Consider the following 18,642-nt stretch of genomic DNA (forward strand, 5'->3'; position numbering starts at 1 on the left):
TTCTCAGGCCCGTCGCCGTCCCCGCGTGCCCGTCCCGCGCGCTCCCTGCGTGCGCCCCGGCCAACACCCCGTCCCGCCCCCGCCTACCTCGCGGACTCCCTGCCCGGCCGTGCCGGCCGGCCCCTCGGCTTCGCGCACCGCGGCGCCGGGAACGAGCGGGAGAACTCGCTGGCGGCGTTCCAGTCGGCCTGTGATGCGGGCTTCGCCTACCTCGAGCTGGACGTGCGCACCACGAAGGACGGCGTGCTCGTGGTCTTCCACGACGAGACCCTGGACCGCGTCACCACCGGCCGCGGCCGGATCTCCGACGTCACGTGGGAGCAGCTCCACTCCGTCACGGTCGGCGGCGAGCCGCTCCTGCGCTTCGCCGACCTCCTCACCGCACTCCCCGAGGCCCGCCTCAACGTGGACCTCAAGGACCGCGCGGCCGCCCCCGCCATGGCCCACCTGCTCGCCGAGCACGAGGCGTGGGACCGCGTGCTCGTCGCGTCCTTCCACGACTCCCGCCGCCGCCTCTTCCGGCGTTCTCTCACCGCCCTCGGCCACGCCGAGCGCGCGCACGGCCCGCACCGCATCGCGACGTCGGGCGGGGCCGCCGCCATCGCCGCGCTCGTCCTGCTCGGCCCGCTTGGCCTCACGGGGTGGCTGCGCCGCCACGCCCTCGACATCGACTGCGTGCAGGTGCCGATCCGGAACGGGCGCATCCGGGTGGTGACGGCCGACTTCGTGCGCCGCTGCCACGCTGCGGGCCTGCCCGTGCACGTGTGGGTCGTGGACGAGGCCGAGGAGATCGAGCGGCTCCTGGACCTCGGCGTCGACGGCGTCATGACCGACCGTGCCGACGTCCTCGCGGAGGTCTTCACGCGCCGCGGCCTCTGGCCGCAGCGCTGAGCCTCACCGTCGCGGCGCCAGCACCAGCTCGACGCCGGCCCGCGTCAGGGTGAGCGCGCCGTCCTCCGCCTCGTCCACGGCCACCGGGCCGTCGAAGAGCCGACGCACCGCCTCGGTTGCCGAGGCGGTCTCGTCCTCGGGCAGGCACGCGACGGCCGGCTGGCCCTCGCTCGGGTGCGCCTGCCACCCGTCCGGCGTCACGCTCAGGACGTCCACGCGCGGCTGCCCGCACAGTTCCCGAGCGGTGAACGTGAACGGCGCGCCCGTGTCGACGTCCACGCTCGTCCACGGACCCGTCGCCACGGGGCGCCCGTCCCAGGCCAGGGACGTCACCGCGTGGGGCTGCGTGCCGACCGGCAGATCGCCGCCCCGGCCCCGAGCCGCGCCGGGCGCGGCGAGGTCGGAGGCGGAGATGCGCGACGGCGTCGCCCCGCTCGGGGACCCGGCGCCGGCACCCTCCGATGACCCTCCCGACGTCGGCCCGGCGCCGCACCCGGTGACGGCGAGGAGGCCCGTCATCACCAGGGCCGGCGGCAGGCGGCGCAGCCGGCTGTCCATGTCAGAGCATCTTCGGGATCATCTTGCGCTTCATCCAGCCGTACGGCGGGTACGCGGTCTTGAGCGTGTCCACCTGGTCCGACTTCGTGATGGACGGGCGCAGGTGGGAGAACGTCTCGAAGCCCGCCTGCCCGTGGTAGGCGCCCATGCCGGAGGATCCGATGCCGCCGAAGGGCAGCGTGGTGATGCCGGCGTGCAGCAGGGCGACGTCGTAGCCGAGGCCGCCGGCCTGGACCTGCTCGTCGAACGCGCGGTGCAGGCGCGGGCGGTCCGTGAAGAGGTACGCCGCGAGGGGGTGCGGGCGGTCGGCGATGAAGTCCAGCGCGTCCTGGAACGCCCCCACCTTCAACACGGGCAGGACGGGGCCGAACAGCTCCTCCTGCATGAGCGCACCGTCCGGCTGCACGCCCGTGACCACGGTGGGCGCCATGTAGCGCGCGGCCGGGTCGACCTCGCCGCCCACGAGCACCTCGGCGCCGGCAGCCACGTCCTTCTCCACCATGTCCGCGAGGCGCTGGGCGTGCTCGGCGGAGATGAGGCGGCCGTAGTCCTTGGACTCGCGCGGCTCCGCGCCGTAGAACTCGCGGATCGCCTTCGGCAGCTCGGCCACCACCTGCGCGTGGGCCTCCTCGCCCACGGCGAGGATGTAGTCCGGGGCCACGCACGTCTGGCCCGCGTTGGTGAACTTGGCCCACGCGAGGCGGCGGGCCATCGCCCCCGTGTTGCGCGCGGGCGTCACCACCGCCGGGGACTTCCCGCCCAGCTCCAGCGTGACGGGGGAGAGCGTCTTGGCCGCGGCCTCGTACACGATCCGCCCCACGCGCTCGCCGCCCGTGTAGAGGATGTGGTCCCACGGCTCCGCGAGCAGCGCGGTGTTGCAGTCCCTGCCGCCGGCCACCACGGAGATCAGCGCGGAGTCCAGGTACTGAGGCAGCAGCTCCTGCAGGGCACGGGCCGTGGCGGGCGCCTTCTCCGAGGGGCTGATGACCACGGCGTTGCCCGCCGCCAGCGCGCCCACCAGCGGGGCGAGCGTGAGCTGCACGGGGTAGTTCCACGCGCCGATGATCAGCACGAGCCCCTTGGGCCGTGGCCGCACCTCGGCGCTCGCGGGCTGCAGGGTCAGCGGCAGCTTCGCGGGCCGCGGCTCCATCCACTCGCTCAGGTGCAGGATCGCGTGGTCCACCTCCGAGCGCACCGAGATCACCTCGGTCATCAGCGCCTCCGTGGGCGCCTTGCCGAGGTCCTCGCCCAGGGCGTTCACGAACCGCTCCTGCTGCTCCGTGAGCATCCGCTTCAGCCCGCGCAGCTGGTGCAGGCGCACGGTGCGGGGGTGGGCGGCGCGCAGGCGGGCGGCGGCGCGCAGCCTCCCGACGGCGGCGTGCGGCTCCTCGGGTCGGGTGCCGGCAGGCATGATCGGCAGGGCCTCGGTGGGCAGCGGCTCGCGCAGGGGCTCGGCGGTCTCCTCCTCGGGCTCGTCCTCGCCGAGGTCCCAGCCGACGTCCGCGGCCAGGCCCTCCGGGAGGGCCCCGGCCGTCGTCAGGAGGGCCGGGGTGCCGGTCGCCGCTGCGTCGTCCGCGGTGTCCGCGGTGTCCGTGACGTTGCCGTCGTGGGGGGAGGCGGCGTCGGTGCGGGTCGTGTCCGGCTCCTCGCTCGCGTGGCGGGGACGGGGCTGCTCGGGGGTGCCGTTGCTCATGGAGCCCACGCTACCCAGGCGGGCTGGGCGGCGGCAGGGTGCGCCTCCGCGCTCAGCCGATGACGCCGTCCACCAGCCGCTGCGCGTCCTGCTGCACCTGCGCCAGGTGCTCCTCGCCCAGGAAGGACTCCGCGTAGATCTTGTAGACGTCCTCGGTGCCGGAGGGGCGCGCGGCGAACCACGCGTTCTGCGTGACCACCTTGAGCCCGCCGATCGCCGCCCCGTTGCCCGGGGCGGTCGTGAGGGCGTGGAGGATCTGCTCGCCGCCCACGGTCTCGGCGGTGATGTCGTCCGCGGTGAGCTCCTTGAGGCGGGCCTTCTGCTCGGCGGTGGCCGGGGCGTCGATGCGCGCGTAGGCCGGGGCGCCGTGCAGGGCCACGAGGTCCCGGTAGCGCTCGGACGGGGACTGGCCCGTGACCGCGATGATCTCCGCGGCCAGCAGGCACAGCAGGAGGCCGTCCTTGTCCGTGGACCAGGCGTCGCCGTCGAAGGTCACGAAGGACGCGCCCGCGGACTCCTCGCCGCCGAACACGCCCGTGCCGGTCAGCAGGCCGGGCACGAACCACTTGAAGCCCACCGGCACCTCCACGAGGTCGCGCCCGAGGTCGCGCGCCACGCGGTCGATCATCGACGAGGAGACGAGGGTCTTCCCGACGCCCGCGTCCTGCGGCCACCCCTTCCGGCTGCGGTAGAGGTAGTCGATGGCCACCGCGAGGAAGTGGTTGGGGTTCATCAGCCCGCCGTCGGGGGTGACGATGCCGTGACGGTCCGCGTCGGCGTCGTTGCCGGTGGCGACGTCGAAGGGGGCCACCCCGTCCGCGTCCGGGGTCATGCGCTCGATGAGCGAGGCCATCGCGTGGGGGGAGGAGCAGTCCATGCGGACCTTGCCGTCCCAGTCCAGCGTCATGAAGCCGAACCGCGGGTCCACCTCCGGGTTCACCACGGTCAGGTCCAGCCTGTGCCGCTTGCCGATCTCGCCCCAGTACGCCACCGACGCGCCGCCCATGGGGTCCGCGCCGATCCGCACGCCGGCCTCGCGGATCGCCTCGAGGTCGATCACCTCGGGCAGGTCCGTGACGTAGCGGTCCAGGAAATCGAACTCGCCCAGCTTCGGATGGCCGGCGACCTCGTCCGCACCCACGCGGCGCACGCCGTCGAGGCCCGCGGCGAGCAGCTCGTTCGCGCGGTTCGCGATCCAGGACGTGGCCTCGGTGTCCGCGGGGCCGCCGTGCGGAGGGTTGTACTTGAAGCCGCCGTCGGCGGGCGGGTTGTGGGAGGGCGTGATGACCAGCCCGTCCACGAGACCGGCGTTGTCCCCGTCGGCGGAGAAGCCCGCCGGCGTGAGGTCGCGGCCCTCGTTGAGGTGCAGGATCGCGTGGGAGACGGCCGGGGTCGGCGTGTAGCCGCCGCGCGCGTCCACGAGCACCTCGACGTCGTTGCCGAGCAGCACCTGCACCGCGGTGTCCTGCGCGGGCTCGGAGAGGGCGTGGGTGTCCTTGCCGACCAGCACGGCGCCGGTGATGCCGTGCTGCGCCCGGTACTCGACGACGGCCTGCGTGATCGCGGCGATGTGGTCGTCGTTGAAGGAGGTCTTGAACGCGGAGCCGCGGTGGCCGGAGGTGCCGAAGACGACCTTCTGCGCCGGGTCGGACGGGTCCGGGTGGCCCGTGCGGTAGGCCTCGAGGAGGGCCTCGACGTCGATCAGGTCCTCCGGCAGTGCGGGGGTGCCGGGGCGCTGGGAGGCGGGGACGGGAGCGGCGTTCTCGGTCATGCCCCTCACCTTGGCACGCGCGGGTGAGCGGGGGAAGAACTCGCGGTTGCCGCACGGTCCTGGCCTGACGCACCCACCCCCCCCCACGACGACGGGCGCCCACCCGCGAGGGTGAGCGCCCGTCGTCGTCCGGCCAGGACCTCGGCGTGTCCGGGCGTCCGAGGCCCAGGGGCGTCAGCCCTGGTTCGCGGACTCCTTGGCGGCGCGGCGCGCGTCGAAGCGGTCCGCGTCCATGACCGTGGCCCACGCGGCCACGAAGTCGCGCACGAACTTCTCCTTGGCGTCGTCGGCGGCGTACACCTCGGACAGGGTGCGCAGCTCCGAGTTGGAGCCGAACACGAGGTCGTCACGGGTGCCGAAGAGCTCCTTGCCCTCGGCGGTCACGCCGCGGTAGCGGCCCTCGGCCACCTTCTCCCACTGCGTGTCGATGTCCGTGATGGAGGTGAAGAAGTCCTGGGACAGGACGCCCACGTTCTCCGTCCACACGCCGTCCGTGGTGCTGCCGTGCACGGCGCCCAGCACGCGCAGGCCGCCCACGAGCACGGTCATCTCCGGGGCGGAGAGGCCGATCAGGTTGGCGCGGTCCACGAGCGCGAACTCGGACGGGAACTGCTTGGACGGGCGCGGATCCCAGTTGCGGAAGCCGTCGATCTTGGGCTCCATGTGGCCGAAGGACTCCACGTCCGTCTGCTCCTGGGTCGCGTCGCCGCGGCCCGGGGTGAAGGGCACGGAGACGGGCACGCCGCCATCGGCGGCCGCCTTCTCCACGGCCCAGTTGCCCGCGATCACGAGGGTGTCGGCGAAGGAGACGCCGGTCTGCTCGGCGATCTGCTCCAGCTTCGCGATGACCGGGCCGATCACGGCCGGCTCGTTGACCTCCCACGAGCGCTGCGGCTCGAGGCGGATGCGGCCGCCGTTCGCGCCGCCGCGCTTGTCCGAGGAGCGGAAGGAGGAGGCCGCGGCCCACGCGGTCTTCACGAGCTCCGTCACGGACAGGCCGGAGCCGGCCACGGCGTCCTTGACGGCCTGGACCTCGGCGTCGCCGGGGACCTGGGCCGGGGCGGTGACCGGGTCCATCCACACGAGCTCCTCGGCGGGCACCTCGGGGCCGTAGTGGCGGGCGATCGGGCCCATGTCGCGGTGGGTCAGCTTGAACCACGCGCGGGCGTAGGCGTCCTGGAACGCGGCGAAGTCGTCCTTGAAGCGCCGGGAGATCTCGCCGAACACGGGATCGAAGCGCAGGGCGAGATCCGAGGTCATCATGCGGGGCTCGCGGCGGCCCTTGAAGTCGGACTCGGGCACCATGTCGGAGCCGCCGCCGTTGACGGGGCGCCACTGCTTCGCGCCGGCCGGGGACTCCATGAGCTCCCACTCGTACGCGTAGAGGATGTGGAAGAACTCGTTGTCCCAGCGGGTGGGGTGGTAGGTCCAGGTGACCTCGAGGCCGGACGTGATGGTGTCGCGGCCCTTGCCCTCGCCGTAGGCGTTCTTCCAGCCCAGGCCCATCTGCTCGATGTCCGCGGCCTCGGGCTCGGCGCCGATGTTGCCCTCCACGGGGCCGGCGCCGTGCGTCTTGCCGAAGGTGTGGCCGCCGCCGATCAGCGCGACGGTCTCCTCGGCGCTCATGCCCATGCGGGCGAACGTCTCGTGGATGTCCTTGGCGGACTTCAGCGGGTCCGGCTCGCCCTCGGGGCCCTCCGGGTTCACGTAGATCAGGCCCATCTCGACGGCCGCGAGCGGGTTGTCCAGCTCACGGTCGCCCTTGTAGCGCTCGGCGCCGCCGTTGGTCCACTCGGTCTCGGGGCCCCAGTAGACGTCGTCGGCGGGCTCATAGGCGTCGATGCGGCCGCCGGAGAAGCCGAAGGTGGGCATGCCCATGACCTCGTGGGCCACGGTGCCGGCCAGGACGATCAGGTCGGCCCAGGAGAGGGACTGGCCGTACTTCTTCTTGACCGGCCACAGCAGGCGGCGGGCCTTGTCCAGGGAGGCGTTGTCCGGCCAGGAGTTCAGGGGCGCGAAGCGCTGCTGGCCCTCGCCGGCGCCGCCGCGGCCGTCGGTCACGCGGTAGGTGCCCGCGGAGTGCCAGGCCATGCGGATCATGAACGGGCCGTAGTTGCCGAAGTCGGCCGGCCACCAGTCCTTGGAGGTGGTGAGCACCTCGGCGATGGTCGCCTTCACCTCGGCGAGGTCGAGCTTCTCGAACGCGGCCGGGTAGTCGAAGCCGCCGTCCTCGGGGCGCTGGACCGGCTGGTCCTTCGCGAGGATCTTCAGGTTCAGGCGGTTCGGCCACCACTGCTGGTTGGCGTCGCCGGAGGTCGGGTGCGCCAGCGGGGCGCCGTGCGCGACGGGGCACTTCCCTTCGGCGGCGTCCGACTGCGGGTTCGTGGCCGCGGCGTCGGTGGCCGTGTCCGGGCCGTCGGCGTCGTGGCGGGGCGCGGTGGGCTGGCCGACGGCGACCGTGTCGTTCATCTCGCCGACGGTGGTGCTCTCCTCGCCGTGCGGGAGGTTCTTCTCTTCAGCGCTCATGGCGTGATCCTTTCGGGGACGGAAGGTGGGGTCGCGGGGTGGATGGGGGGCTCAGGGGGCCGCGGCGGACGACGACGGCGGGGCCGCCTCGTCCTGTCCGTCGCGGCACGCGGGGCACAGGCCCCAGTAGTAGACCTCGGCCTCGTCGATGAGGAACCCGTGGTCCGACTGCGCCTGCAGGCACGGGGCGGACCCGGTGTGGCACGGCACGTCGACCACGGCGCCGCACCCGCGGCACACGAGGTGGTGGTGGTTGTCATGGCGGCGGATCTCGTAGCGCGCGGCGGAGCCGGCGGGCTGGATCGAGCGGACGAGCCCGGCCTCGGTGAGCGCGTGGAGGCAGTCGTAGACCGCCTGGTGCGAGACGGAGGGCAGGGCCTCCCGCGCCGCGGTCAGGACGGCGGCCGCGTCCGCGTGCGGGTGGGCGCGCAGGGCGGTCAGCACCGCGAGCCGTGGGCGCGTCACACGCAGCCCGGCGTCGCGCAGGAGCGCATGCTCGGGGAGCGGGGCTGTCGACGACGGGCGCATGGGCCCCATGTCACCGCCTTTTCTGGAACTTGTCAAGAAAGCCGCCCCTGCCACGTCCGTCTCCGCGTGTGACGCCCCGGCCCCGGGCCGTTCCCCCGCTCCGGGGCCGCTCGCTAGGGTGAATGCCCAGTGCGGCACCGCGGCCGTACGCGGAAGAAAGGCCCCGTCATGAGCGCACCCGAGCCCGTCCGGCTCCCCCTGGTCTCCGGGGAGCGGTCGTCGACACGGGGAGAGCGGGGGCCGCTCCCCACGGGCGCCCGCGTGCTTCCCCGCGACGACGCCGCCTTCCTCTCGACTGCTGCGGCCTGCGGGGGCGACGTCGCCCCGATGGTGGCGCTGCTGCGGGAGGGCGCGGCCGACGGCGACGCCCCTCTCGACCTCCCGCTGACCGGCGAGGGCGCCACCCGCGAGCAGTGGGAGCTGCTCGCCTCCGTGGCCGCGCAGGACCTCTCCGCCGCCCGGGTGCTCGAGCCCCACCTGGACGCGCTCTCGATCCTGTCCCAGGCCGGCGTCCCCGCCCCGGAGGGCCTGCTCGGCGTCTACGCGTCCGAGTCGGGCGGGCAGACCCCGACGGTGCGCCGCACCGACGACGGCTGGCGCCTCGACGGCGAGAAGCCCTGGTGCTCTCTCGCGGACGAGTGCTCCCACGCGGTCGTCACCGCGAAGGACGGCGACGGCGTGCGCCACGCCCTCCTCGTGGACCTCGGCGATCCCGGTGTGACGGCGGCCGACGCCGCGTGGCCCGCCCTCGGCCTGGCCCCCATCACCACCGTCGGCCTGCGCTTCGCGGACGTCCCCGGCGAGCCCGTCGGCGAGGACGAGTGGTACCTGACCCGCCCGGGCTTCGCGTGGGGCGGCATCGGGGTGGCCGCGGTGTGGTTCGGCGGGGCCGTCGGCATCGCGCGCGCCCTGCGGGACTCCCTGCGGCGGCGGGCGGCGGGCGCGGGCCCCGGCCCGGACCAGGTCGGCGAGGCCGCGCTCGGCCGGGTCGACCGCCTCCTGCACGCGATGGGCACCCTCCTCGCGCGCGCGGCCGCCGACGTGGACGCGGGGCGCCTCGACCACGGGGACGGCATGCTCGAGGCCGACCGCATCCGCGGCACCGTGACGCAGCTGTGCACGGAGGTGCTCGACGTCGTCGGGCAGGCCACCGGTCCCGGCCCGCTCACGGGGAACGCGCGGCACGCGCGGGCCGTGGCGGACCTGCAGGTCTACCTGCGCCAGCACCACGGCCACCGCGACGACGCACGCCTCGGCCGGGCCCTGCTGGAGCGCGGGGACGCTCGGGACGCGGCGCCGGTCCCCACCACCGACGGTGCGTGGGCCTGGTGAGCTTCTCCCACCTGGACGCCGGCACCTCCGAGGACGCCTGGGCCGCGGGGGGCATCGCCGAGCTGCCCGCCCTGACCCCGCCGGACTGGACCCCGCGCACCCTGCTGCTGGTCGCCGTCGCGCATCCCGACGACGAGACGCTCGGCGCCACCGGCCTGATCCGCGCGGCGCTGCGGGGCGGGGCCGGCGTGCGCGTGCTCGTGGCCACCGCGGGCGAGGCCTCCCACCCGGACTCGCCGACCCACACGCCGGAGGACCTCGTCCGGATCCGCCGCGGGGAGATGGACCACGCGATGGACGCGCTCGCGGCCGGCACCGGCCCGGACGGCGGGGACCGCCGCGAGGCGCTGACCTGGACCTCGCTCGGCCTGCCCGACTCCGGCGTCGCGGACCACGCGGACGCGGTGCGGGAGGCGGTCGTCGCGGCGATCGAGGAGCACCTCCGTGCGCACCCGGACGGCGCCGTCGTCCTCGCCTCCCATGACCCCGGGGACGGGCACGCGGACCACGAGGCGGTGGGCGCCGTTGTCGCGGACCTGGCCGGCGAGCGCGACCTGCCGCTGTGCGCGTTCCCCATCTGGTTCTGGCACTGGGGCGACCCCGCGGACCTGCCCGCGCGCCGCTACCGGCGGCTGCCCCTCACCGATGAGGACCGGGCGGCCCGCCGCGCCTCCCTCGCCGCGCACGCCTCCCAGGTGGCGCCGCTGTCCGAGGCGCCCGGCGACGAGGCCATCCTCGGCCCGAACGTCCTGGCCCACCACGAGCGGCCCTTCGAGGTGCACCGCTACTCCGGCCCCGAGGACGCCGACGCCGGCCGCGCCGCGGCCGTGTTCGACCGGCTGTACCGGGAGCACGCGGACCCGTGGCGGTACCTCAGCTCCCCCTACGAGGCCCGCAAGCGCGCGCTCACCCTCGCGATGCTGACCCGCCCGCGGTACGGCACCGTGGTGGAGGCGGGCGCGTCGATCGGCGTGCTCACCGCGCAGGTGGCCGAGCGGGCGGAGCGCGTGGTGGGGCTCGAGGCCTCTCCGGTGGCGGTGGAGCGGGCGGCCGAGCGGCTCGCGAGCCTGCCCGATGCCGAGGTGCGCCGCGCGGTGCTGCCGGGGGAGTGGCCCGCGGACGCGGCCGGGGCCGACCTCGTGATCGCCTCGGAGATCGGCTACTTCCTGCAGCCCGAGGAGCTGGACGCCATGCTCGACCGCGTGGCCGAGGACCTCGCCCCCGGCGGGGAGCTGCTGCTGTGCCACTGGCGCCACCCGATCCAGGGCTGGCCCCTCGACGGGGACACGGTGCACGCCCGCGTGGCCGCCGACCCGCGTTGGCGCCTGCATGCCGAGCACACCGAGGACGACTTCCGGATCAGCCTCCACGTGCGCGCGGCCGCGGCCACCCACGCCGTGGTCGTGGTGCCGGCTCGGAACGAGGAGGCCCTGCTGCCCGGCTGTCTCGCGGCGCTGAGCACGGCCGTGGACCGCTGGGAGCAGCACCACGCGCAGGGCTCCGCGGCCGTCGTCGTGGCGGCGGACGGGTGCGAGGACGCCACCGTGTCGGTCGCCGAGCGCGCCCGCCACGCGGACCCGCGTCTCCACGTGCTCGAGCTCGGCGACGGCGAGGGCGGCGTCGGCCGGGCCCGCAGGGCCGCGGCGGGGCACGCGCGCGGCCTCTTCCCGGACGTGCCCGCGGAGCGCCTCTGGCTCGCCTCCACGGACGCGGACTCGCGCGTCCCCGCCGACTGGCTCCTCGCCCAGACGACGACGGCGGGCGAGCGGGAGGCCCTCGTGCTCGGGACCGTGGACGTCGAGCTGGAGGCAGGCGGCGCGGGCTCCGGTGAGGGCTCCGGAGCGGCGGAGGGCGCCGCCGGCACCGCCCGCCACGCCGCGCTCGAGGCCTGGCGGGCCGCCTACCGCCACGGCGAGGGGCACCCCCACGTGCACGGCGCCAACCTGGGCCTGCCGTGGTCCCTCTACGAGGCCGCGGGCGGCTTCCCGGCCGTCCCCGAGCACGAGGACGTGGAGCTCACCGGGGCGGTGCGGGCACTCGGTGAGGAGCGGGTGATCGCCACGGACCGCGCGCGCGTCTGCACCTCGGCCCGCCTGGTGGGCCGCACCCCCGGAGGGTTCTCCGGGTTCCTGCGGGAGGCGGGCGGGGAGTGAGCGGGCCCAGGGCGCATCGGCCTGGAGCGCCTGTCCGGCGCGCCTGCCCTTCAGCTGGGCGCAGTACTGCCAGGCAACCCCCGAGGTTGCCTGGCAGTACTGCGCCCAGCTCGCGTGGAGGCGGGTCCGGTGGGGCAGGTTCGGCAGCGCGGTGACCGGCGGGCGGGTCCGGTGGCCAGTGACCGGGCCTGGGGCGCGTGAGGCCCTGCCGACTAGACTGGTGACATGACCGAGCCGAACGCCCAGCCCGACCCGCACCGCGCTCCCGCGTCCCAGCCGAGCTGGTACGGGAGCGGTTCCGCCGACGGCGCGAACGGGTCGAGCGCCGCCGGCTGGCCGGACGCCTCCGGCACGCGTGGGCCGGAGACCACCGCGCCCGGACCGTACGGCCGGGGCGGCGACGGCGCATCCCCGGGTGCCTACGGGACCGCCCCGGGGTCCTACGGCGCGTACGGCGGCGGCATGCCCGCCTACACGTACGGCGGCCAGCCCCTCGCACCGGGGCAGACCGCGGGCACAGGGCTGTCCGTGTCCTCCATGATCCTCGGCATCGTGTCCCTGGTCGGCGGCCTCATGCTGTTCTTCCCGCCCATCGTGGGCGTGGTGCTGGGCCACATGGGCCTCAAGCGGGAGCCCAACGGCCGCGGCATGGCCATCGCGGGGCTGGTGATGAACTACATCTCCCTCGCGCTGCTGGCGCTGCTCGTCGTGGGGTTCATCCTCCTGATCGTGGTGATGGGCATGTCCATGGACGCCGTGTACAACGACGCCGTCCAGGGCCTGGACGCCTGATCACCGGAGACCGCGGGGCCCCGCTCACCCCGCCAGCAGCAGCTCCAGGTGCGCCGCGAGCTGCAGCAGGGCCCCCTCGGTGCCCGCCCGGCCGATGAGCTGCACGGACCAGCTCAGGCCGTCGTCGTCGGTGAGCACGGGCACGGACACCGCGGGCAGGCCCATCACGTTGACCATGGACGTGTAGGGGGTGAAGGCGCACTGCGCCGCGTAGTTCTCCTCCGGCGCCATGGCGAGGAAGTGCCCCACGAGGGGCGGCGCCGTGGCCAGCACGGGCGTCATCACGACGTCCACGTCCGAGAACTGCGCGCGCATCCCGTGCGCCCACTCCTCCAGGCGCGCGACGGCGGCTCTGATCTCCTCGGCGCCCGTCGCCCGCGCGGAGCGCAGGAACGAGGCCGCGACGGCGCCCAGGTGCACCTCGGCGCCGTCGGGCAGGGGCGCCTCGAGCAGGCCCGAGGTCCACGCCGTGCGGAAGTCCCGGTGGTAGTCCTCGCCGTAGTAGGGGCTGAACTCCTCCACGCGGTGGCCGCCGCCGCCCAGGGCGGCCGCGGCACGGGTGAGGGCGGCGATCGCGGGGCGGGCCAGCGTGATCTCCACGTCCGGGCTGAAGGGCGAGGCCATGGTCACCCCGATCCGCCGGGGGTCCCCGAGCTCGCCCGCGCTCGCCCGCTCCACGGTGCTGCGCACGTCCGTCAGGGCGCGGCCGGCGAAGCCCTCCGTGCCGGCGAGGACGTCGAAGAGCAGGGCCGCGTCCGCCGCGGTGTGGGCGAGAGGGCCGGCCACGGTGAGGTTGCGGACGGTGTCCTCCGACCGGTCCGTGGGCAGCGTGCCACGGCCCGGCTTGAGGCCCACGAGCCCGCAGGCCGCGGCGGGGATGCGCACCGAGCCGCCGCCGTCGGAGCCGGGGGCGAACGGCAGGATCCCGGCGGCCACCGCCGCGGCCGAGCCGCCCGAGGAGCCGCCGGGCGTGCGCGCCGGGTCCAGGGGGTTGCGGGCGGGGGCGTCCACGAGGTTCTCCGAGTACGAGTCGAGGCCGAACTCGGGGACCGTGGTCGTGCCGAGGGTCACGGTCCCCGCGAAGCCGAGGCGGGCCACGAGCGGGTCGTCCTCGGCGGCGGGCGGGGCGTCGGCCAGCAGGGCGGAGCCCTGCCGCGTGGGCAGCCCGGCCACGTCGACCAGGTCCTTGAACGCCACCGGCAGGCCGTGGAGGGAGGCGGGGACGACGTCGTCGCCCGCTGCGCGCCGGGCGTCCGCGCCGGAGCCGGCGGCGTGCGAGCCGCGGCGCGCGGACTCGGCGTCGAGCGCGTCCGCCCGGGCGAGAGCGCGCTCCTCGTCCAGGACCACGAACGCGCCGAGGTCGGCGTTCGCGTGGGCGGCGTCGAGCGCGGCCCGGGTGACCTCGCGCGCGGACAGCTCGCGTGCGGCCAGCGCGTCCCGCAGCTCCACGGCGGAGCGGTCGAGGAGTCGGGCGGTGCGGGCGGCGGAGTTCTCCATGGGGACGAGGGTAGCCAGCCTTGTGGTGTCCGGGCGCCGCCGTAGGGTGGAGCCATGAGCAACTTCGAGACCGTGACCGTGGACCAGATCCCCGCCGACGCCCCCATCCTGGACGTGCGCGAGGACGACGAGTGGGCCCTGGGGCGCGCCGCCGGCGCCCAGCACATCCCGCTGGGCCAGCTGCCGGACCGCCTGGACGAGCTGGACCCGGACACCGACTACCACGTGATCTGCCGCACGGGCGGCCGTTCCGCGCGCGCCGCGGAGTTCCTCGTGGGGCGCGGCTACTCGGCGATCAACGTGGCCGGCGGCTCGGGCGCGTGGCTCGAGGCTGGCAAGCCCATGGAGGCCGACGGCGACGCCGAGCCGACCGTCAAGTGAGCCCTGAGCGTCCCCGCTACGCCTTCCTGGGCCCCGAGGGCACCTTCACGGAGGCGGCGCTCCGCCGGGTCGCGGATGAGGAGGGCTCGGAGTTCGTGCCCGCCGCGTCGGTGATCTCGGCCCTGGCCGCGGTCCGGGCCGGCGAGGTGGACCGGGCGATGGTGCCCATCGAGAACTCGGTCGAGGGCGGCGTCTCCGCCACCCTGGACGACATCGCCCTGGGCGACGAGCTGCAGATCCTGGCCGAGGTGCTCGTCCCCATCAGCTTCGTGCTCGTGGGGCGGCCCGGGGTCACGGGGCTCGGGGACGTCCGCCGCATCACCACGCACCCGCACGCGTGGGCCCAGGTGCGGGGGTGGGCGGAGGCGACCCTGCCCGCGGCGGAGTTCACCCCCGCCTCCTCCACCGCCGCGGGCGCGCGCCTGCTGCTGGAGGGCGCGGCCTTCGACGCCGCCGTGTGCGCACCGCTCGTGGCCGAGCAGACCGGTCTGCCCGTGCTCGCGGAGCGGGTCGAGGACGTGACGGGCGCCGTGACGCGCTTCGTGCTCGTCTCCCGGCCCGGCTCACTGCCCGCGCCCACCGGCTCGGACAAGACCACCCTCACGGTGCCGCTGCCGAACGACCACCCGGGTGCGCTGCGGGAGATCCTCGACCAGTTCGCGACGCGCGGAGTCAACCTCTCGCGCATCGAGTCCCGGCCCACGGGCACGGGGCTGGGCCAGTACTTCTTCTCGATCGACCTCGAGGGGCACCTCGCCGAGGAGCGCGTGGGGGCGGCGCTGGCCGCCCTGCACCGGATCTTCCCGGGCGTGCGGTTCCTCGGCTCCTACCCGCGGGCCGAGCACCGGGCCGCCGTCGTGGCGCCGCACACCTCGGACGAGGCCTATCGGGCCGGCCGGGAGTGGGTCGAGGGGCTGCGCGGGCGCTGACCCGGGTCCTCGACGCCGAGGCCGGCTCGTCCGCCGGCTCACTCCACCGAGGCGCGCTCCTCGTTCCCGATCATCACGGTGAGCGTGTCCGGCTGGACGCGGGCGTCGATGGCCACGACGTCGCCGGTCGCGTCGCCGTCGAGCTGGGAGGGCATCGGCTCGGCGAGGCGGATCGAGACCCGCGTGGCCTGCTCCGTCTCGAGCACGGGGATGGGTCGCTTCGAGCGGACCAGGGTCTTGGCGGCGATCCGTGCCCAGTCGAGGGCGTGTTTCGGGGAGAGGACCACCACGTCCAGCAGGCCGTCGTCGAGCTTGGCCTCCGGCAGCAGCTCCAGGCCGCCCGTGAGCATGCCGCAGTTGGCCACCATCACGCTGCGCACCTTGAAGCGCTTGGTCGTGCCGCCGTCGAGGGTGACGGTGACCTCGTGGCGCGCGCCGCCCAGGTGGCGAAGCCCCGCCTCGCTGTAGGCGAGCCACCCCGCCCTGCTCTTCAGGTCGTCGCGGGTGTCGCCCATGATGTCCGCGTCGTAGCCGGCGCCGGCGATCACCGTGAACGTGTCCCGGCGCTGACCGCCGTCCGCGTCCGTGAGGCGGATGTCCACCGTGTCGATCACGCGGCGGCGCCCGTGGAGGGCGATGCGGATGCACTCCTCGAGGTCGTTGATCGGCAGGTCGAGGTTGCGGGCCAGCAGGTTGCCCGTGCCCATCGGGACCACGCCCAGCGGGATGCCGGAGCCGGTGAGCTCCTCCGCCACGAGCCGCACCGTGCCGTCGCCGCCGGCCACGATCACGAGCCCGACGCCCGCCTCGATCGCGTCCCGGGCCATCTGGGTGCCGGCGTCGTCCTCCGCCGTCTCCAGCACGAGCGCCTCGCCGAACCCGTAGTGCCGCACGGCGTCCATCACCTTGCCGCGGACCTGCTCCGCGTCGTTCTTCACGGGGTTGAGGATCAGCGCCACCTCGTGGGAGGGCGCCGCGGCTTCCTCGGTGGCGACGACGCGCTCCCGCAGCTCCTCGACACGGGCGGCCAGGGACTGGCGGTCCGCGCGCAGGGCGGCGATCTCGCGGTCGCGGCGCCGGCCGGAGACCACGTGGCCGATCACGACGACGGCCAGGGCCACCACCGCGACGAGGGCGAGGACGGCCAGGATCAGTTCGAGGGGCATGCGGCCAGTCTAGAGGGGCGCGGGTTCGCTAGTCTGGGCGGGTGATCGACGTCAAGGACCTCATCGAGCAGCCCGAGAAGTACCGCGCCTCCCAGGAGGCCCGTGGGGCGGACGCGTCCCTCGTGGACCGCCTCCTCGAGGCGGACGCCGCGCGGCGCTCCGCGATCACCCGCTTCGAGGAGCTGCGCGCCCGGCAGAAGGCGTTCGGCAAGCAGGTGGCGCAGGCCCAGGGCGAGGAGAAGCAGGCCCTGCTCGCCGAGGTGAAGGACCTCGCCGCGCAGGTGAAGGCGGCGGAGGCGGCCGCCGGTGAGGCCGAGGCGCAGGTGGCCGACCTGCAGCGGGGCTTCCCCAACCTCATCGTGGAGGGCATCCCGGCCGGCGGCGAGGACGACTTCGAGGTGCTCAAGGAGGTCGGCACGCCGCGCGACTTCGCGGCGGACGGCTTCGAGCCCCGGGACCACCTGGAGCTCGGCGAGCTGCTCGGCGCGATCGACATGGAGCGCGGTGCGAAGGTCTCCGGTGCCCGCTTCAGCTTCCTCAAGGGCGTGGGCGCCCGCCTCGAGCTGGGCATCATGCGGATGGGCCTGGACCTGGCGATCGAGAACGGGTTCGTGCCCGTCATCCCGCCCACGCTCGTGCGCCCCGAGACCATGCAGGGCACCGGCTTCGACGTGCAGCACGACGACGAGATCTACCGCCTCGAGCGGGACGACCTCTACCTCGTGGGCACCTCCGAGGTCGCCCTGGCCGGCTACCACGCGGACGAGATCATGGATCTCTCCGAGGGGCCCGTGCGCTACGCCGGCTGGTCCACGTGCTACCGCCGCGAGGCCGGCTCGGCCGGCAAGGACACCCGCGGCATCATCCGCGTGCACCAGTTCAACAAGCTCGAGATGTTCGTCTACACCACGCAGGAGGAGGCCGAGGCGGAGCACGCCCGCCTGCTCGCGTGGGAGGAGCAGATGCTCGCGGCCGTCGAGGTCCCCTACCGCGTGATCGACACCGCCGCCGGCGACCTCGGCCTCTCCGCCGCCCGCAAGTTCGACTGCGAGGCGTGGGTCCCCACGCAGGGCACCTACCGAGAGCTGACCTCCACCTCGAACTGCACCACGTTCCAGGCGCGCCGCCTCAACATCCGCGAGCGGATGAAGAACGACGACGGCGCCAAGGGCGGCACTCGCATGGTCGCCACGCTCAACGGCACGCTGGCCACCACGCGGTGGATCGTCGCGATCCTGGAGAACCACCAGAACGCGGACGGCTCCGTGACCGTGCCGGAGGCGCTGCGCCCCTACGTGGGCGGGCTGGAGCGGTTCGAGGTCCTCTGACCCCGTGCCCCCCCGGGGAACGAGGTGTCACGAAGTGTGGGTATGGCGGCCGCATACCCACACTTCGTGACACCTCGTTCGGGGGTGAGGGGGCGTCCCGGCTGTTCACCCGCGCGTCGCTGTCCCGTCCGGGCCGTGTGGTTGGGTGGGGCCATGACCAAGAAGCTCGTATGCCTGGATGTGGACGGAACGATCGTGGACCACGACGGGCACCTGCATGAGCCCGTGCGTGAGGCCGTCAAGGCCGTCGTCGCGGCGGGCCACCACGTCGTGATCGCCACGGGGCGCTCCCGCGGGGCCACGCTGCCGGTGGGGGAGTCCCTCGGGATCGACGCCGGCTACATGGTCTGCTCGAACGGCGGCGTCACCCTGCGCCTGGACCGCGGCCTGGAGGACGGCTACGAGGTGACGGACTGCCGCACGTTCGAGCCGCGCTCCGTGCTCACGCAGCTGCGTCGCCGCCTGCCCAGCGCGAAGTACGCCGTGGAGGTCCCGGACGGCCGGTTCCTCTCCACCGAGCGCTTCCAGGACGCCTCCTTCGGCGTGGACGCCACGGGCACCACGTTCGACGCGCTCATGGACGCCACCGCCGTGCGCCTCGTGGTGTTCTCCACGGACTCCTCGGCTGAGGAGTTCGGCCGCGCGGTGGAGGGCATCGGCCTCTCCGGTGTGACGTACTCCGTGGGTTGGACGGCGTGGCTGGACGTCGCCGCGGCGGGCGTCACGAAGGCCTCGGCGCTGGAGGGGCTGCGCACCGTGCTCCACGTGGGCATCGAGGACACCGTGGCGGTCGGGGACGGCCGCAACGACCTCGAGATGCTGCGCTGGGCCGGCCGCGGCGTGGCCATGGGCCAGGCCGTGCGCGAGGTCAAGGAGGCCGCGGACGAGGTGACCGGCGGGGTGGACGACCACGGCCTCGCGGACGTGCTGTGGTCGCTCGTCCCGGAGGCCGACCGCCCCGCCGGCGTGCGCGTGCAGGAGCCGGCGGCCGTCTGACGGACCACCGGCGCTGAGCCTGATGCTCCCGCCGCTACCCGGCTGGCGCGACGGTTGGAACGCAGGGGTCAGCCGTCAGCGGGGAGTCGGGCGCCGGTGGG

General features: G+C 74.7%; 15 protein-coding genes. 8 read left to right on the forward strand and 7 right to left on the reverse strand.

What is annotated here, in order from left to right:
* Window positions 1–45: 45 nt before the first annotated feature.
* Window positions 46–891 (forward strand): glycerophosphodiester phosphodiesterase, encoded by an 846-nt coding sequence (locus NJC10_RS07620; RefSeq protein WP_319075808.1) that lies wholly within the window; start codon window positions 46–48, stop codon window positions 889–891.
* A gap of 3 nt (window positions 892–894) precedes the next feature.
* On the opposite strand, the gene NJC10_RS07625 is transcribed toward NJC10_RS07620, so the two are convergent.
* From NJC10_RS07625 to NJC10_RS07645, 5 genes are all read right to left on the reverse strand, one after another.
* On the reverse strand, window positions 895–1,449 hold the full coding sequence (locus NJC10_RS07625) for a hypothetical protein (protein ID WP_298710780.1): 555 nt from the start codon (window positions 1,447–1,449) through the stop codon (window positions 895–897).
* A gap of 1 nt (window position 1,450) precedes the next feature.
* Entirely contained in the window at window positions 1,451–2,860 is a 1,410-nt protein-coding gene (locus NJC10_RS07630; protein WP_404466050.1) for an aldehyde dehydrogenase family protein, read from the reverse strand.
* A 334-nt stretch (window positions 2,861–3,194) separates the two neighbouring features.
* Entirely contained in the window at window positions 3,195–4,913 is a 1,719-nt protein-coding gene (gene pgm, locus NJC10_RS07635; protein WP_319075671.1) for a phosphoglucomutase (alpha-D-glucose-1,6-bisphosphate-dependent), read from the reverse strand.
* A 174-nt stretch (window positions 4,914–5,087) separates the two neighbouring features.
* Window positions 5,088–7,382, reverse strand: a complete 2,295-nt coding sequence (gene katG / locus NJC10_RS07640; RefSeq protein ID WP_413466416.1) for a catalase/peroxidase HPI — start codon at window positions 7,380–7,382, stop codon at window positions 5,088–5,090.
* 108 nt (window positions 7,383–7,490) lie between these two features.
* Window positions 7,491–7,976, reverse strand: coding sequence for a Fur family transcriptional regulator (locus NJC10_RS07645; RefSeq protein ID WP_319075675.1), 486 nt, complete (start codon window positions 7,974–7,976; stop codon window positions 7,491–7,493).
* Between the two features lie 159 nt (window positions 7,977–8,135).
* Between NJC10_RS07645 and NJC10_RS07650 the strand changes: the two genes are divergently transcribed.
* The 3 genes from NJC10_RS07650 to NJC10_RS07660 all read left to right on the forward strand — a co-directional run bounded on the left by NJC10_RS07650 (window position 8,136) and on the right by NJC10_RS07660 (window position 12,244).
* Window positions 8,136–9,299: an acyl-CoA dehydrogenase family protein gene (locus NJC10_RS07650; protein ID WP_319075677.1), complete on the forward strand. Its 1,164-nt coding sequence runs from the start codon at window positions 8,136–8,138 to the stop codon at window positions 9,297–9,299.
* Window positions 9,296–11,452 carry a PIG-L family deacetylase gene (locus NJC10_RS07655; RefSeq protein ID WP_319075678.1) on the forward strand — a complete coding sequence of 719 codons (2,157 nt, stop codon included), beginning with the start codon at window positions 9,296–9,298 and terminating at the stop codon, window positions 11,450–11,452. Before NJC10_RS07650 ends, NJC10_RS07655 begins: the two co-directional genes overlap by 4 nt.
* A 225-nt stretch (window positions 11,453–11,677) precedes the next feature.
* Window positions 11,678–12,244: a DUF4190 domain-containing protein gene (locus NJC10_RS07660; protein WP_319075680.1), complete on the forward strand. Its 567-nt coding sequence runs from the start codon at window positions 11,678–11,680 to the stop codon at window positions 12,242–12,244.
* A 24-nt stretch (window positions 12,245–12,268) separates the two neighbouring features.
* Here the strand turns inward: NJC10_RS07660 and NJC10_RS07665 are convergent, their stop codons facing one another.
* The gene (locus NJC10_RS07665) at window positions 12,269–13,741 is read right to left on the reverse strand and encodes an amidase (RefSeq protein ID WP_319075683.1); all 1,473 of its coding nucleotides are present in this window, start codon (window positions 13,739–13,741) and stop codon (window positions 12,269–12,271) included.
* A 54-nt stretch (window positions 13,742–13,795) separates the two neighbouring features.
* Here NJC10_RS07665 and NJC10_RS07670 point away from each other — a divergent pair, with 54 nt between their 5' ends.
* Both NJC10_RS07670 and pheA read left to right on the forward strand, forming a co-directional pair.
* Complete coding sequence (locus NJC10_RS07670) at window positions 13,796–14,122, forward strand: rhodanese-like domain-containing protein (protein ID WP_319075685.1); 327 nt, start codon at window positions 13,796–13,798, stop codon at window positions 14,120–14,122.
* Window positions 14,119–15,051 (forward strand): prephenate dehydratase, encoded by a 933-nt coding sequence (gene pheA, locus NJC10_RS07675; RefSeq protein WP_319075686.1) that lies wholly within the window; start codon window positions 14,119–14,121, stop codon window positions 15,049–15,051. Before NJC10_RS07670 ends, pheA begins: the two co-directional genes overlap by 4 nt.
* Window positions 15,052–15,089: 38 nt before the next feature.
* Here the strand turns inward: pheA and NJC10_RS07680 are convergent, their stop codons facing one another.
* Window positions 15,090–16,217: a diacylglycerol/lipid kinase family protein gene (locus NJC10_RS07680; RefSeq protein ID WP_319075687.1), complete on the reverse strand. Its 1,128-nt coding sequence runs from the start codon at window positions 16,215–16,217 to the stop codon at window positions 15,090–15,092.
* Window positions 16,218–16,258: 41 nt separating this feature from the next.
* Here NJC10_RS07680 and serS point away from each other — a divergent pair, with 41 nt between their 5' ends.
* Window positions 16,259–17,545 carry a serine--tRNA ligase gene (gene serS, locus NJC10_RS07685; RefSeq protein WP_319075689.1) on the forward strand — a complete coding sequence of 429 codons (1,287 nt, stop codon included), beginning with the start codon at window positions 16,259–16,261 and terminating at the stop codon, window positions 17,543–17,545.
* 153 nt (window positions 17,546–17,698) lie between these two features.
* Complete coding sequence (locus tag NJC10_RS07690; protein ID WP_319075691.1) at window positions 17,699–18,541, forward strand: HAD family hydrolase; 843 nt, start codon at window positions 17,699–17,701, stop codon at window positions 18,539–18,541.
* Window positions 18,542–18,642: the final 101 nt, after the last annotated feature.

Origin of the sequence: Micrococcus sp. M4NT (assembly GCF_033790745.1) — a bacterium.
Taxonomy (GTDB): Bacteria; Actinomycetota; Actinomycetes; order Actinomycetales; family Micrococcaceae; genus Micrococcus.